We start from the raw sequence: 15,124 nt of genomic DNA on the forward strand, positions 1-15,124 counted from the left end.
GCCGAAGCCCGGCGAACCGAGCTCCAGCCGATGTCGTTGGTAGGCTCGATTGGATTCGAACCAACGACCCCCACCATGTCAAGGTGGTGCTCTAACCAACTGAGCTACGAGCCTGAAGAAGCTGAAATTATATGGAGCTCTTTTCGTCTTGGCAAGCGTTTTCGTGCATTTTGTTCGGCAAAGTTCGCACCCGTTGCCGAGCAGCGCAGCCGCCGGCGGGCGGCCTGCCAGCGCTCACGCCTTGCGGGCCGCCCGAACGACGCCCTGGACCTCGCCAAGCAGCGTGCACGCGCGCTGCACCTGCGACGCGCTCGACACCTCGACTGTGAACTGCATGAACGCCGCATTGCGGCGGCTCTGCGTCTTCACGCCGATCACGTTCATTTTCTCGCGCGCGAACACTTCGGAGATGTCGCGCAACAGCCCCTGCCGGTCGGTGGCTTCGAGCATCAAGTCGACCGGATAGACGGACGCGCCGCGCCCGCCCAGCACGTCGGCAGACCAGGTCGTCTGCAGCACGCGCTCGGGCGCGCGCTCGGCCATCCGGCGAAACGTCGGGCAATCGCTGCGATGGATCGACATCCCCTTGCCGCGCGTGACGAAGCCGCTGATCGGATCGGGCGGCGCCGGGCGGCAGCAGCGCGCGAGCTGCGTGAGAAGCGCGTCGACGCCGACGACGAGCACGCCCGTCGACGCGCCGTGCGCGACGTTCGCCCCGCTCGCGCGCTTCTCGAAGTTCGCGGGCGCTTCAGGCTCGGGTTCCGGCGCGGGCGCGTCGGAAAGCGCCTGCTCGACGTTGCGCAGGCTGAACTCCTCCTTGCCGACGGCCGCGAACAGCTCGTCGGGCGACTTGAAGCCGAGCTTCGCCGCGAGGTGCTCGAGATTGACCGATGTCTTGCCTTCCCGCTGCAGCGTCTTCTCGACGAGCGCGCGGCCGTGCGCGACGGTCTCCTGCTGATCGACCGCGTTGAACCAGGCGCGCACCTTCTGGCGCGCGCGCGAGCTGTGCAGATAGCCGAGCTGCGGATTGAGCCAGTCGCGCGACGGGCCGCCCTCCTTCACCGCGACGATCTCGACCGTCTGGCCGTTCGCAAGCGGCGTGTTGAGCGGCACCATCGCACCGTCGACGCGCGCGCCACGGCAGCGATGGCCAAGCTCGCTGTGCAGGTGGTACGCAAAATCGACCGGCGTCGCGCCCTGCGGCAGCGCGATCACGCGCGCCTGCGGCGTCAGCACGTAGATGTGGTCGTCGTCGAGCGTCGTCTCGCGCAACTGCGCCCATGCTTCGCGGCCGCTCGCGTCGCCGTCGCCGCCGCTGTCCGCGACCTCGTCCTTCCACGCGAGGAGCTGGCGCAGCCAAGCGATCTTCTCGTCGTACTTCTCGCTTGCCGAGAACTGGCCGCCGTAGCCGCGCGCGCCCGCTTCCTTGTAGCGCCAGTGCGCGGCGACGCCGTATTCGGCGAAGCGGTGCATCTCCTGCGTGCGGATCTGCACTTCGAACGCGCGGCCGTCGTCGCCGATCACGACCGTGTGCAGCGATTTGTAGCCGTTCGGCTTCGGCCGCGAGATGTAGTCGTCGAATTCCTTCGGCACCGGCTGCCACAGGTGGTGGACGATGCCGAGCACCGTGTAGCAATCCTTGATGTCCGGAACGATCACGCGAAACGCGCGCACGTCGTAGAGCTCGGAGAAGTCGAGTTCCTTGCCGCGCATCTTGCGCCAGATGCTGTAGATGTGCTTCGGACGGCCGCTCACCTCGGCCTGGATATGCGCGGCCGCGAGCTCGCGCTGCAGCCGCTCGATCGCCTCCGCGACGTACGCCTCGCGCTCGATGCGCTTCTCGTCGAGCAGCTTCGCGATACGCTTGTACGTGACGGGATCCTCGAAGCGGAACGCGAGATCCTCGAGCTCCCACTTCAGTTGCCAGATCCCGAGCCGGTTCGCGAGCGGCGCGTAGATCTCGAGGGTTTCGCGCGCGGCGTCGGGCGGCGGCTCGATTTTCGCAGCCGCGTAATAGCGCAGCGACTGCAGCCGCGATGCGAGCCGAATCAGCACGACGCGGATGTCCTGCGCGAACGCGAGCAGCATCTTGCGCAGCGCCTCGATCTGCGCGCGCCGCTCGGCCTGTGCGTCGCGGCCCGCGTCGACGGGCGCGCTCTGCGCGGCGCGCAGGCTCACGGTACCGAGTCGCAGCAGCTTGCGCACGTCGGTGACGAGGCGCGCAACCTCGTCGCCGAAGCGCTCGGCGATCTGCTTTTCGGGATCGCTCAGATACGGCGCGAGCGCGAAGAGCGCGGCTGCCTGCACCGCGGGCGGATCGACGTTCAGCCGCTGCATGATCGTCGACGTGCCCGCTGCATGGTCCGCGAGCAGTTCGCCCGACGACAAGCGCGCGTCGCCCGCATGCTCGCGCACGAACGCGAGCACGTCGTCGAATGACGGCGCCGCGGCGGTCGCGGCGGAAGCGGAATCGGCTGTCATCGTCGGGTAGTGCGTGTTGCCGGAAAAAACGTGTCGCGCTCCGGTTCAGCTGCGCTGCGCGGCGACGACCACCACTTCGACGAGGCACGCGGGGTTCGCGAGCTTCGCCTCGACGGTCGCGCGCGGCGGCGTCGCGCCCGGTGCGACCCATGCGTCCCACACTTCGTTCATGCCCGGGAAGTTCGCCATGTCGGAGATGAAGATCTGCACCGACAGCAGATTCGACTTGTCGCTGTTCGCCTCGCCGAGCAGGCGGTCGATGTGGCCGAGCACTTCGCGCGTCTGGCCCTTGATGTCCTGCGCCGTGTCCTCGGCGATCTGGCCCGCGAGGTAGACGGTGCCGTTGTGGATCGCGATTTCGGAAAGACGGGGGCCGACGTGGTGACGAGTAACTGCCATGAGAATTCCCGGTTGGATGGTTGATCGGTGGACGGCGCGGCAAGCTCGCGTGCGGGCCGCGCCGAACCGCATATTATGACGCGTGCGGCGCGTCTCCGACGAAAAATTGGCGAGCGATCGCGATCTGCTCGGCGCTCACGAACGCGGGCGCATGGCCGGCTTCCGCGATCTCGACGCTCGACACCGCGCGTCCGCGCGCCTTCATCGCATCGACCGTGTCGCGCGACAGCAGATCCGACTGCGCGCCGCGCACGACGAGAAGCGGCCCCGCGAACGCCTCGAGCGAATGCCATAGCCAAGCCTCGCCCTGCGCATTCGCTTCCGGCGTCGCCGCCTTGAACGGCACCGCGATGCGCGGGTCATAGCGCGCGCGCCACGAGCCGTCCGGGTCCTGCACGAGAAGCGGCCGGTTCAGCGCGCGCCACTCGTCGGGCGTGAGCGGGCCGAACGGCAACGACAGCGACGTCAGGTAATCGACGCCCTCCTGCTCGGTCGCGAAGCGCTTGTCGAGCCCCGTATATTCGCCGATGCGCTCGAGCGCGGCGGGCTCGATGTGCGGGCCGATGTCGTTGACGATCATCTTGCCGATCGGCGTGCCCGGCAATCCGCCGAGCGCGAGGCCGATCAGGCCGCCCATCGACGTGCCGAACCAGTCGACGCGCTCCACATCGAGACGCGCGATCAGCGTCACGATGTCGGCGACGTATTGCGGCACGCCGTAGAGCCCCGGATCCGCGAGCCAGTCCGACCGGCCGCGCCCGGCCACGTCGGGACAGACGACGCGATAGACGTCGGACAGCGCTGTCGCGAGACGATCGAAATCGCGCCCCGAGCGCGTGAGGCCGTGCACGCAGACGAGCACGCGCGGATTCACGGGATCGCCCCACTCGGTGTACGCGACGTGGTGCAAGCCCATTGGATGCGCGCATTGCACGCGACGCTCGCGTGGAGAGACGGAAGTGACAAGGTTCGATGGCATCGGCGCATCCTGACGAACGATCGGCATGGTCGAACGCTCGGCGCCCCGATGGCGACGGGCCGCCGAACACATGGACCGATTGTAAACCGCTTCGCCGCGCGAGGCCGGTCGGCCGAACGGCGCGTTACGCGACGCGCAGCGACTCGCAGCGACGCGCGCGCCGCATGCCCGAGAAGAAATATCCGGTCGATCTATTTCATGAATCGAATTTCAGGAAAGTCGAACCGAATGATCGAATCGATCGCTGATGCCCGGTCGACGAATCGATGCGTCGCATGGACGAACCGGCGACTGCAGCAATATGTCGCACGCCCCGTTCGCGAACCGCTGCGGCGCGGCCCGCGGCAGGCCCGGCCATCGCCGCCCGCTCGCGCTTCGCGCGCGAAAACGCCGTCGCGTAATTGTCGTGTAATTGACTTCGCCCGATTCATTTCATACGCTCGGCTCATCAAAAAAAACATATCGCCAATTCACGCATTCGCCATTCGTTTCAGCCGGCTGTCGCGCCGATGTCCAGCGACGCATCATCCGTCCGGCAGAAGGAGGCGCACGATGTCCACGCAGATCCTGATCGTCGGCGGCGGGCTCGGCGGCACGATGCTCGCCAATCAGCTCGCGTCGAAACTGTTCGACGAAGTCGTCCGCAACGATGTGCGGCTCACGCTGCTGTCCGATTCGCCGGACCACGACTACAAGCCGGCGTTCATGTACGTCGCGTTCGGCGCGTGCTTTCGCAACGAACTGACGCGCGCCGAGCGCTCGCTGCTGCGCCCCGAGATCGCGTTCGTCGTCGATCGCGCGACGCATTTCGACTTCGCGACGCAGCACGTGCACACGAAGAGCGGCAAGCGCTACGGCTACGACCATCTCGTGATCGCGACGGGCTGCGTGCCGTCTCCCGAGCGCATCGAAGGCCTCGCCGAAGCAGGCGACCATTTCTACCAGTACGAGCCCGCGCGGCGACTCGCCGAGCGAATCGCGTCGATCGAGCGCGGAACCGTGTTCGTCACCGTCACGTTCCCGAAGACGCACAACGTCCCGCATCAATGCGGGATCGCGCCGATCGAGACCACGCTGATGCTCGACGACGCGCTGCGCCGCCGCGGCGTGCGCGACAAGGTCGAGATCGTCTACACGTATCCGACCGTGTCGCAACTGCTGCGCAATTGCCTGTTCCTGCAAAAGCCGACCTGCGACGTGCTGCCCGCGCTCTTCGAGCAGCGCGGCATCCGCTATCAGCGCGGCTTCACGCTCGCGCGCGTCGATCCGGCGCGCAAGATCGCGTCTTCGGAGGAAGGCGCGGAGCAGCCGTTCGACATCCTGATGGCGACGCCGCCCATCCGCGCGGTCGAAGCGGTCCGCGAGAGCGGCGTGTCGGAGGCGGCCGACGACGAGGGGTGGCTGCCGACCGATCACGAGACGCTGCGCGTGCGCGGCATCGACAACGTCCATGCGATCGGCGACACCGTCGATCTACCCGTCAGCAAGGCGGGCGGCGCATGCCACAACCAGGCGCCCGTGATCGCCGACAACATCGCCGCGCAGATCCGGCTCGGCCATCCGGTCGCGTGCTACGACGGCAAGGTGCAGGCGGTCGCGCAAATGGGGCTCGACGCCGGAATGCCGCTCTGGTACGACTACCGCCGCGACGTCCGGCCGACGCCGCCCACGAAGCTGGGCGGCCTGCTGCGCGTCGGCTTCAATCGCGGCATCTACTGGGCGGTCGCGCGCGGCCTCGCGTGAATCGCCCTTCGTCCCGAGGAGCCGTCATGTCGTCATCCGCCACGCCCGCGCACGACGCGCGCCCCACCGCGCTGGACGCGCCCGCCGCACCCGACCCGACCTGGGCCGCGATCGCGCCCGAACTGCGGCCGCTCCTCGTGGGCGACCGGCTCGGCAACCTCGTCGACCTGTTCGCGCTCGTCGCCGATCTCGTCGATTTCGCCGATCAGGCTGCGGTCGAGAAGCTCAGCAAACTGTTCGAGGACGTCGTCGCGGCGGGCGCGACGGCGGGCGGCGCGCTGCGCGTCGCGAGCGCCGAGGCGCGCCGGCAGCGCGAGGCGCCGCCGCTGCGCGCGCTGTGGAGCCTGCTGCGGGACCCCGACACGCGGCGCGGCGTCGGCATGCTGCTGCGCGCGCTGCAGATCGCGGGGCGGCTGCACGGCGAGACGGCAGCGGGCGCGAACGCGGTCGTCTAGCGGCCCGCCGGACGGCCGTCGTGCGCGGAGATTCGCTCGTATCGAGCGGCCTCGCGCTCGTGGCAGTCAAGACGGCCCGTGCGGCGTCGGAGGGCATATTGGCCGTCCGAGCAAACAGCCCGAGCAGCCCGGAAAGGACGACTGAAGCGACCGCGCCGACGCGGCAACCGACGCAGATGCCGACGTCGATGCCGCTCCGCTCCCAGCCAGCCGCGCGACATCCCCGCCAAAGTCGTTCGGCGCTCGCTTCGGCCTTTGCGCAGCGCACTTCGGAGCCGAACGGACCCGCCCACGTCGGCGCACACCTTCAACCAACGCGCTTTTCGGCGACGAGGCAGACGGCACTCCCTGCCTGCGGGCAGTCCAAACGACCAGGACCGGCGCAACCGAGATAGTCAGGATCGCGGGCGCTGCCGCAGCAATCGAAACGAACGTGTCAGCCAATCCGTTCCGGCGACGCCACGGCGACAACCCCGCCATCGACCGCCGTCGCTCACTGCTCGTCCCAGCACCACGCGCGGCGCAACTCGGCGCCGAGATAGTCGACGAACGTCCGCACGCGCAGCGCGAGGTGCCGCCCGCTCGGATACACCGCGTGAAGCGGCGCCGCGCTCGACGCGCATTCGGGCAGCACGCGCCGCAGCCTTCCCGCGGCGATGTCCGGCCCCACATCCCAGATCGACTTCAGCGCGATGCCCGCGCCTTCGAGCGCGAACGTGCGGGCCGCGCCGCCGTCGTTCGTCAGGAACGCGGCCGACACCTCGACCGCAACGGGCTCCGGCCCGTCGAAACGCCATTCGACGCGCGGCTGCTCGCCCATCACGATGCAGCGGTGCGCGCACAAGTCGGCCGGATGCGCGGGCATGCCGCGCTCGGCGAGATAGGCGGGCGACGCGCACAGCACGCGATAGTTCGGCGCGAGCTCGCGCGCGATCAGCGACGAGTCCGCGAGCATGCCGATCCGCACCGCGACGTCGATATCGTGCGCGATCAGATCGACGACCGCGTCGGTGAGCTGCATCTGGACCGTCACCTGCGGATGCTGCCGCTGGAACGCGGCGACGATGGGCGCGATCCGCAGCCGCCCGAGTTCGCCCGGCGCCGTGATCCTCAGCGCGCCGCCGACGGTGCCGCGCTTGTCGCGCATCAGCGTCTCCGCCTGCTCGATCTCGGCGAGGATCTTCACGACCTGCGCGTGGAACAGCGCGCCCTCCTCGGTCAGCGTCTGCTCGCGCGTCGTTCGCTGCAGGAGCCGCACGCCGAGTCGCGCTTCGAGCTGCGCAAGCCGCTTGCTGACGACCGACAGCGACAGATCGAGCTCGCGCGCCGCGCCGGACAGGCTGCCTGCCGCGACGATCCGCGCGAACGTCGCGAGTGCCGGCAAATCGTCGATCAGCATCGATGCGCCCGCCGTCGGCCTCGCCCACCTTTTCCTTTTTGAGAAGAATCCATTCGCCAGAATCCCGTATCTGCATCGAAAACGGAAAACTAACATAGGCGCCTGCGCAGTACGAACGAAACGAACGATTTTCCCGCGCGGCCGCCTTCCGGCATCGCGCGCCACACAATGCATCCCCGGAGATCCGCATGCTCGACACCCTTCGCCGACACTCGCTTCCCGCCACGCGCGCCGCGGCCGCGCTGCTGCTCGCGGCGGCGCTCGCGCCCGCCCGCGCCGATCCGGCCGGCCTGATCGAACCCAGGCATCTGAGCGCCGACCGCAGCCTGCCCGCCGCGCAGCGCGACGCGCAGATCCTCGCCGCACGCCGCTACGACACGTTCTGGCACGACGGCGACCCGGCGCTCGCGCGCGCCGCGCTCGCCGACGACTTCGCCGACCGCACGCCGCCGCCCGGCCGCGCGCCCGGCCTTGCCGGCCCGCTCGCCGCGTCGCGGACGATGCGTGAAGCGATCCCCGACATGTCGTGCGAGATCGAGCAGATGATCGTCGCGGGCGACCGCGTCGTCGTGCACCTGCGCTTTCGCGGACACTTCACCGGCACGTTCGAGGGCGCGCAGGGCAAGGGCCAGGCGATCGACTTCATCGCGACCGACATCTACCGCGTCGAACGCGGCCGGATCGCCGAGAACTGGCACATCGAAGACAACCTGACGCTGCTGCGCCAGCTTGGCGTCGCGGCGTGACGGGAGAACATGGACATGACGACGAGCACGCTAGAAGCGTCCGCAACCTCGGCAGCGCCCGCGGCGCCCGACCGGCGCGACTTTCTCGCCCGCGCGGGCGGCGGCATCGGCCTCGCGGCGGCCGGGCTCGCGCTCGGCTCGGCGGCCGCGCCGAGCGGTGCGGCTTCGGCACATGCTTCGGCCGCGTCGACCGCCGCCCGATCGCCGCTCCGCTCGCCGGCCGGCCAGGCGGCGCCAGGCGCGTTCTGGCCGAACGGCGCGCGGCTCGTGATCTCGATCTCGATGCAGTTCGAAGCGGGCGGCCAGCCGCCGACGGGCGCCGACAGCCCGTTCCCGCACGTCGACTTCCCGCCGCAGGTGAGCGTCGACCTCGCGTCCGCGACGTGGTTCGCGTACGGCTACCGCGAAGGCATCCCGCGCATGCTCGATCTGTGGGACCGGCACGGCATCAAGGTCACGTCGCACATGATCGGCGAGGCCGTGCGTCACCGGCCGGACCTCGCGCGCGCGATCGTCGCGCGCGGCCACGAGGCCGCGGCACACGGCCCGCGCTGGAGCTCGCAGTACGCACTCGCCCGCGACGAAGAGCGGCGCTTCCTGATCGCCGCGCGCGACATGGTCGAGGCCGAAACGGGCGCGCGGCCCGTCGGCTACAACTGCAATTGGCTGCGGCGCGGTCCGAACACGCTGTCGCTGCTGCAGGAGCTCGGCTACCAGTATCACATCGACGACGTGAGCCGCGACGAGCCGTTCATCGAGCAAGTGAACGGCAAGGATTTCGTCGTCGTGCCCTATACGCTGCGCAACAACGACATCCTGCTCGTCGAGGGCCGCAACTATTCGCCCGGGCGGTTCCTCGACCAGATCAAGCTCGACTTCGATCAGTTGTACGACGAAGCCGGCATGCGGCGGCGGATGATGTCGATCAGCGCGCACGACCGGATCAGCGGCACGCCGCAGATGGTGCGCGCCTGGGACGCGTTCCTGCGCTACGCGAAATCGCACCCGGGCGTCGTGTTCATGCGCAAGGACGACATCGCGCGCTACGCGCTGCAAAGCCCGCTCACGCTGCGCGAGAGCGAAACCCTCTGACGGGCGGCGGCGCAGCGGCGCCGCGCCCTTTCCTCCTTCGTTTCGGAGATCACACGATGAACGCTTCTTTCAATGGCAAACGAGTCCTGGTCGTCGGCGGCAGCTCCGGCATCGGCGCGGCCGCCGCGCGCGCGTTCGTCGCGCTCGGCGCCGACGTGACGATCGCGTCGCGCGACGCGAACAAGCTCGCCGCGGCCGCGCGCGAGATCGGCGGCGCGGTCCGGCAAGCGGTGCTCGATACGACCGACGCGCCTGTCGTCGACGCCTTCTTCGCCGACGCCGGCCCGTTCGATCACGTGATCGTATCGGCCGCGCAGACGCCGAGCGGCCCCGCTCGCCAGTTGCCGCTCGCCGACGCGCAGGCGGCAATGGACAGCAAATTCTGGGGCGCGTACCGCGTCGCACGCGCGGCGCGCATCGCGCCGGGCGGATCGCTCACGTTCGTGTCCGGCTTCCTGAGCGTGCGGCCAAGCGCGAGCTCGGTGCTTCAGGGCGCGATCAACGCGGCGCTCGAGGCGCTCGCCCGCGGGCTCGCGCTCGAGCTCGCGCCGGTGCGCGTGAACGCGGTGTCGCCGGGGCTCATCGCGACGCCGCTGTGGTCGAAGCTCGACGACGCCGCGCGCGACGCGATGTACGCGTCGGCGGGCGCGCGGCTGCCCGCGCGGCGCGTCGGGCGACCTGAGGACGTCGCGAACGCGATCGTCTATCTCGCTTCGACGCCTTATGCGACGGGGTCGACGGTGCTCGTCGACGGCGGCGGCGCGATCGCGTGAGCGCCAAGCGCCGCGGGCGGCGCACGGCGTATCGGGGCTCGCCGCCCCGATACGCCCGCGGCTATCGCGCGACGCCGCGACGCAAAGCGGCGGCCGATCCGAGACGGCCCGCACCGCGCATCGACACGCCCCGCTCGATGCGCAGCCGAGCGCCCACCATCGCCGATCGAAATGCGAAAACGCCCCGTGTCTTCCCGACACGGGGCGTTTTCATCCCGCCGTTTCAGCGGCGCCGCCGGGCGACAACGGCGCTCGCAAGCGCGCCGCCGCGCCGAAACCGCGACGTCAGGCGACCGCGCTCACATCGAGCGGCGCGCCCGTCTTCGCCTTGATCTCGTCGACGCTCACGCCGTCGGCGAGTTCGAGCACCTTGAGCCCGTCCGGCGTCACTTCGATCACGCCGAGATCCGTGATGATCAGGTCGACGACGCCGACGCCCGTCAGCGGCAGCGTGCATTCCTCGAGGATCTTGTGCTGGTCGCCCTTCGCGACGTGCTCCATCAGCACGACGACGCGCTTCACGCCCGCGACGAGATCCATCGCGCCGCCCATCCCCTTGATCATCTTGCCGGGGATCATCCAGTTCGCGAGGTCGCCGTTCTTGCTGACCTGCATCGCGCCGAGGATCGCGAGGTTGATGTGGCCGCCGCGGATCATCGCGAACGAATCGGCCGACGAGAAGATCGACGAGCCGGGCAGCGTCGTCACGGTCTGCTTGCCGGCGTTGATGAGGTCGGCATCGACTTCGTCCTCGGTCGGCGACGGGCCGATCCCGAGCAGGCCGTTCTCCGACTGCAGCCACACTTCGACGCCCACTGGCACGTGGTTCGCGACGAGCGTCGGCAGCCCGATGCCGAGATTCACGTAGAAGCCGTCCTGCAATTCCTTCGCCGCGCGCGCGGCCATCTGGTCACGATTCCAAGCCATCTCAGTCTCCTTTCGCGCGCACGACGCGTTGTTCGATGCGTTTTTCCGGCGTCGCGTTGAGCACGAGCCGCTGCACGAAAATGCCGGGCGTGTGGACCTGATCCGGATCGAGCTCGCCGTTCTCGACGATCTCCTCGACTTCGGCGACCGTGATCCGGCCCGCCATCGCGCACATCGGATTGAAGTTGCGCGCGGTGCGGCGGTAGATCAGATTGCCGGACTTGTCGGCCTTCCACGCCTTCACGAGCGCGACGTCGGCCGTGAGCGAAGGCTCGAGCACGTAATGCTTGCCGTCGAACTCGCGCGTCTCCTTGCCTTCCGCGATCACGGTGCCGTAGCCCGTCTGCGTGAAGAACGCCGGGATGCCCGCGCCGCCCGCGCGCAGCTTCTCCGCGAGCGTGCCTTGCGGCGTGAACTCGAGCTCGAGCTCGCCCGACAGATACTGGCGCTCGAATTCCTTGTTCTCGCCGACGTACGACGAGATCATCTTCTTGATTTGCCGGGTGTCGAGCAGAAGGCCGAGGCCGAAGCCGTCGACGCCCGCGTTGTTGCTGATGCAGGTGATGCCTTTCACGCCCGAGTCGCGCAGCGCGGCGATGAGCGCTTCCGGAATGCCGCACAGGCCGAAGCCGCCGACCGCGAAGGTCTGTCCGTCATGGACGACGCCCTCGAGCGCGGCAGCCGCGCTTGGGTAGACTTTGTTCATCTGTATGTCCCTTCCTCTATGGAAACCAGCTCGACGGCCCGCGCGGCTCGCGCGCGCGACGGACCTGTCGCACCATTCTAAGCATCCGCGGCGGATGCTGCCGCGACGATGCGTTTTCTTCTCTTATCCGTTCGCGGCCTGAGCCGCGACACCTGTGAAAGGGTACGATGCGCGCCGGATGCGGCACAATACGCAAAATTACATAAGCATTCGCCGCCGCTCGCGCGCCGCCCGATCACTGTCCGTCAGCTACATGCCCGCCATCGACTACCAGACCGCCTTCCATCTCGCGCCGATCGGCCTCGTGCTGTCGCGCGATCGCGTCATCGAGGATTGCAACGACGAACTCGCCGCGATCTTCCGCTGCGCGCGCGCCGACCTGATCGGCCGGTCGTTCGAGGTGCTCTACCCGTCGTCCGACGAATTCGAGCGGATCGGCGAGCGGATCTCGCCCGTGATGATCGCGCACGGCAGCTACGCGGACGACCGCATCATGAAGCGCGCGAGCGGCGAGCTGTTCTGGTGCCACGTGACGGGCCGCGCGCTCGACCGCACGGCGCCGCTCGCCGCGGGCGTGTGGACGTTCGAGGACTTGAGCGCGACGCGGCGCGTCGCGGTCGAACTGACGCCGCGCGAGCGCGAGATCGCCGCGCAGCTCGCGACCGGCAAGACGAGCAAGCAGATCGGCCGCGTGCTCGACATCAGCTCGCGCACGGTCGACATCTATCGCGCGCGGCTGATGCGCAAATACGGGACGGGAAATACGGCCGAGCTGGTGCAACGCCTGCTCGGGCAGTGAAGACTCGGAACGCCGGCTGCCCAGGCAGGCGGACGAGCGCGCACGAATGACCGCGTCCCGCCCCGCCGGCTGCCGGGGAATCAAGAACGCCAATGAATCGAGTACTTGCCGCAACCGCAGCCGATCCATTGCCACCCAAAGCTCAACAATTTCTTTTCCCGATACCGATTAGATCGAATTTCGGCTCTACACTTTTTCGAAAAAATTATTTAACCTTAGGCAACACAGTCCGAATTAGATCAATCAATCTGAAGCATCACACGGAAAGCAACGTATTCACATTTATCAATCAATAGAGATTATATAGATAGCGAAAATGTCGGCCTTTCGGCCGGATGTTTCATATCGCCTTGGTCGAGCCGGATGCTCGTTCGTTCCTGCTTCGCAGCGCCTTCGATCGACGCCAGGGCGCGACATTTTCATGCTGCCGGCCGCAAGGCCGCCGGCGCACTACGACAGGCGCCGCAGGGAGCTGAATAATCGAGCGGCCGGACGATCTCCCGAAGGGGCCGCCTTGCCTCAGCAAAACGCCGCGGCGGACTCTCGCATCGATCGGATTGCCCAAATCTCAAATTAGCCACGCCAATTCAAAGAGCCAGGTGAATTCATGATTATCGCGAGAGCAAAATATTTATTCGTCATTTTTATGATGAACCTGATCGGATGCCATTCCGCATTTTCCCAAACCAATACACCGGTAACGGGCATCGACCTGGGCGGCGAAATCCTCGACATTATCAATCAGAATCCCAAAAATCCGGCGCAAGCGATCAATAATTATATGGCGGGCGTTGCCGCAATGAACGTGCGCTGGTTGCGCCTTCATCTCGATTGGTCGGAGATCCAGCCAGCGTCGACATGGATCTTCACGAGCGATCCCAATCCCGGCCTCAGCAGCGGCCTGACCTGGGGCACGACGGACATCGTCGTCCGGGCAGCCAGAAATTATGGAATGCGAATTCTCGGCGTGATCACGTTGACGCCGCGCTGGGCGGTCAGTTCGCAATGTCCGAGCAGCTACCGGCAGTCGAATAACGGCGCCTACGCGCTGTGCGCGCCGAACCCCACGGCTTACACCAACTTTGCCCGGGCGGCCGCCAAACATTACAGCAGCGACAGTTATGGCGGGAAAATCGATGCGTGGGAAATCTGGAACGAACCGAATTGCGGCCCCAATTTCATCCCTCACGATCCGGTGCTCTATACCCGGATCGTGAAGAGCGCGTATTCGGCGATCAAACAGGCCAATCCATCGGCATCCGTCTATGCGGGCGGCAGTTCGGGATGCATCACGTCGCCGAACAATGGAACCGGTGCGCTTCCGTCGGCCGGCGTAGCCGGTCTGGCGAATTCGGTGGATTCCCGATACCCGGTTCCGTCGCAATGGGAGCCGCGCGACTGGCTGGCCGTGATGTACGCGAACGGCGCGCAGGGGTATTTCGACGGGCTCGCTCACCATCCTCATTGTCACAGCGACGACTGGCAGTCGCCAGGCGATCAGTGTCCGAGCACGACCCTCAACTCCGTGTACCCGGATTACTCAAATCCGTTCAACATCATGTGGCATACCTTCTCGTCGCCTTCCTACGGCTGGCCATCCCCCACCGGCAAGACCTTCGCCAGTTACACGGGAACGAGCCTGCGCGACCTGATGAGCGCAAACGGCGATGGAGGGAAACCCATTGTGATCACGGAGTTCGGCGTTGCGACAACCGCGTCGGACGGCGCCGCCAATTTCACCGGCCAGCTGGGCGGCAGCTCGCAGCAATACACGAACGCCGATTTTCAGACGATGGCTCCTTCCTATCTGACGCAGGCGAATCAGGCCCGTGAGTACAAGGCGCTGATGGCATGGATAGCCAATCAGCCATATGGCCAATACGGACCGGTTTACGCGTATTGCTACTCGGACATGGAGCTGTCGTCGCCGTACAGTGCAAACATCTACGAGCCGTATTTCGGCCTGGTGACGATCACCTCCTCGACAGGATCAACCGGAACGGCAGGAGCGCCCAAGATCGCCGGAACGTACCAGGCCGTGTCGGGACAGTACTATCCGGCCTGGCCCAACTTCGGCGCTGCCGCCACGGCGGCAGCCAATCAAACCCCGGGCTACGCGCCGGTCGGCCCCGGCTGGTGAAGCTTCGAGAAAGCAAGCGCGAAAGCGAGCGTCAGCGCGCCGCCGCGCTCAAGCGACCTTCGCCTGCAGCGCGCTTTCGATCGTATTGCGCAGCAGCTCCGGCAGCGGCGCCGACTTGCCGAGCGCGTAGTCGACCCACACGCAGCGCGCGGCGCCGCGCGCGTACACGCGCTCGGGGTCGTCCGAGCGGGTCAGCTCGAACGCCGTGTCGAAGCTGCTGCGGCCGGGCTTCGCGGCCGACAGCCGCGCGACGACATCGCCCGGATAGTGCAACTGCCTCAGGAACTCCATCGACGCGTTGACGACGACGGGCCCCTGCCCCTCGCCGTTGCCGCCCGCGATGCCGAGCTTGCCGAACCACGTGACGCGCGCCTCTTCCATGTAGCGGAAGTAGACCGTGTTGTTCACGTGACCGAACGCGTCCATGTCGCCCCAGCGGATCGGCATCGACATTTCGAAAACAGGGGTGTAATCGCTCATCGCAC

General features: G+C 67.3%; 14 protein-coding genes and 1 tRNA gene. 7 read left to right on the forward strand and 8 right to left on the reverse strand.

Translation table 11 applies throughout. The features are described from left to right. Positions 1 to 37: 37 nt before the first annotated feature. The 4 genes from BG90_RS17995 to BG90_RS18010 form a co-directional block, all read right to left on the reverse strand. A tRNA-Val gene (locus BG90_RS17995) sits at positions 38 to 114 on the reverse strand. A gap of 120 nt (positions 115 to 234) precedes the next feature. After that, the gene (locus BG90_RS18000) at positions 235 to 2,481 is read right to left on the reverse strand and encodes a RelA/SpoT family protein (protein ID WP_010104167.1); all 2,247 of its coding nucleotides are present in this window, start codon (positions 2,479 to 2,481) and stop codon (positions 235 to 237) included. Between the two features lie 45 nt (positions 2,482 to 2,526). Further along, positions 2,527 to 2,880, reverse strand: a complete 354-nt coding sequence (locus tag BG90_RS18005; protein WP_010104168.1) for a RidA family protein — start codon at positions 2,878 to 2,880, stop codon at positions 2,527 to 2,529. 73 nt (positions 2,881 to 2,953) lie between these two features. Continuing rightward, positions 2,954 to 4,063, reverse strand: coding sequence for an alpha/beta fold hydrolase (locus BG90_RS18010; RefSeq protein ID WP_232288881.1), 1,110 nt, complete (start codon positions 4,061 to 4,063; stop codon positions 2,954 to 2,956). A gap of 348 nt (positions 4,064 to 4,411) precedes the next feature. Here BG90_RS18010 and BG90_RS18015 point away from each other — a divergent pair, with 348 nt between their 5' ends. Both BG90_RS18015 and BG90_RS18020 read left to right on the forward strand, forming a co-directional pair. Continuing rightward, the gene (locus BG90_RS18015; protein WP_010115714.1) at positions 4,412 to 5,602 is read left to right on the forward strand and encodes an NAD(P)/FAD-dependent oxidoreductase; all 1,191 of its coding nucleotides are present in this window, start codon (positions 4,412 to 4,414) and stop codon (positions 5,600 to 5,602) included. 26 nt (positions 5,603 to 5,628) lie between these two features. Then, positions 5,629 to 6,057, forward strand: coding sequence for a DUF1641 domain-containing protein (locus BG90_RS18020; protein ID WP_052712371.1), 429 nt, complete (start codon positions 5,629 to 5,631; stop codon positions 6,055 to 6,057). Positions 6,058 to 6,550: 493 nt separating this feature from the next. Here the strand turns inward: BG90_RS18020 and BG90_RS18025 are convergent, their stop codons facing one another. Next, complete coding sequence (locus BG90_RS18025; RefSeq protein WP_010115716.1) at positions 6,551 to 7,456, reverse strand: LysR family transcriptional regulator; 906 nt, start codon at positions 7,454 to 7,456, stop codon at positions 6,551 to 6,553. 188 nt (positions 7,457 to 7,644) lie between these two features. Here BG90_RS18025 and BG90_RS18030 point away from each other — a divergent pair, with 188 nt between their 5' ends. From BG90_RS18030 to BG90_RS18040, 3 genes are read left to right on the forward strand one after another with little or no spacing between them, the layout of a single operon-like run. Further along, positions 7,645 to 8,202, forward strand: coding sequence for an ester cyclase (locus tag BG90_RS18030; RefSeq protein WP_038802572.1), 558 nt, complete (start codon positions 7,645 to 7,647; stop codon positions 8,200 to 8,202). Positions 8,203 to 8,217: 15 nt separating this feature from the next. Continuing rightward, complete coding sequence (locus BG90_RS18035) at positions 8,218 to 9,294, forward strand: polysaccharide deacetylase family protein (protein WP_038802881.1); 1,077 nt, start codon at positions 8,218 to 8,220, stop codon at positions 9,292 to 9,294. 56 nt (positions 9,295 to 9,350) lie between these two features. Then, positions 9,351 to 10,067: an SDR family oxidoreductase gene (locus BG90_RS18040; RefSeq protein ID WP_010115719.1), complete on the forward strand. Its 717-nt coding sequence runs from the start codon at positions 9,351 to 9,353 to the stop codon at positions 10,065 to 10,067. 285 nt (positions 10,068 to 10,352) lie between these two features. Here the strand turns inward: BG90_RS18040 and BG90_RS18045 are convergent, their stop codons facing one another. Further along, positions 10,353 to 10,994, reverse strand: coding sequence for a CoA transferase subunit B (locus BG90_RS18045; protein ID WP_010104196.1), 642 nt, complete (start codon positions 10,992 to 10,994; stop codon positions 10,353 to 10,355). 1 nt (position 10,995) lies between these two features. Then, the gene (locus tag BG90_RS18050; RefSeq protein WP_010115721.1) at positions 10,996 to 11,700 is read right to left on the reverse strand and encodes a CoA transferase subunit A; all 705 of its coding nucleotides are present in this window, start codon (positions 11,698 to 11,700) and stop codon (positions 10,996 to 10,998) included. A 253-nt stretch (positions 11,701 to 11,953) separates the two neighbouring features. On the opposite strand from BG90_RS18050, the gene BG90_RS18055 reads away from it, so the two are divergent. Both BG90_RS18055 and BG90_RS18060 read left to right on the forward strand, forming a co-directional pair. Beyond that, positions 11,954 to 12,499, forward strand: coding sequence for a PAS and helix-turn-helix domain-containing protein (locus tag BG90_RS18055; RefSeq protein WP_010104198.1), 546 nt, complete (start codon positions 11,954 to 11,956; stop codon positions 12,497 to 12,499). A 607-nt stretch (positions 12,500 to 13,106) separates the two neighbouring features. Beyond that, positions 13,107 to 14,639, forward strand: coding sequence for a cellulase family glycosylhydrolase (locus BG90_RS18060; protein ID WP_010115723.1), 1,533 nt, complete (start codon positions 13,107 to 13,109; stop codon positions 14,637 to 14,639). Positions 14,640 to 14,687: 48 nt separating this feature from the next. On the opposite strand, the gene BG90_RS18065 is transcribed toward BG90_RS18060, so the two are convergent. Then, on the reverse strand, positions 14,688 to 15,119 hold the full coding sequence (locus BG90_RS18065) for an acyl-CoA thioesterase (protein WP_010115724.1): 432 nt from the start codon (positions 15,117 to 15,119) through the stop codon (positions 14,688 to 14,690). Positions 15,120 to 15,124 lie beyond the last annotated feature (5 nt).

The organism is Burkholderia oklahomensis C6786 (assembly GCF_000959365.1).
Taxonomy (GTDB): domain Bacteria; phylum Pseudomonadota; class Gammaproteobacteria; order Burkholderiales; family Burkholderiaceae; genus Burkholderia; species Burkholderia oklahomensis.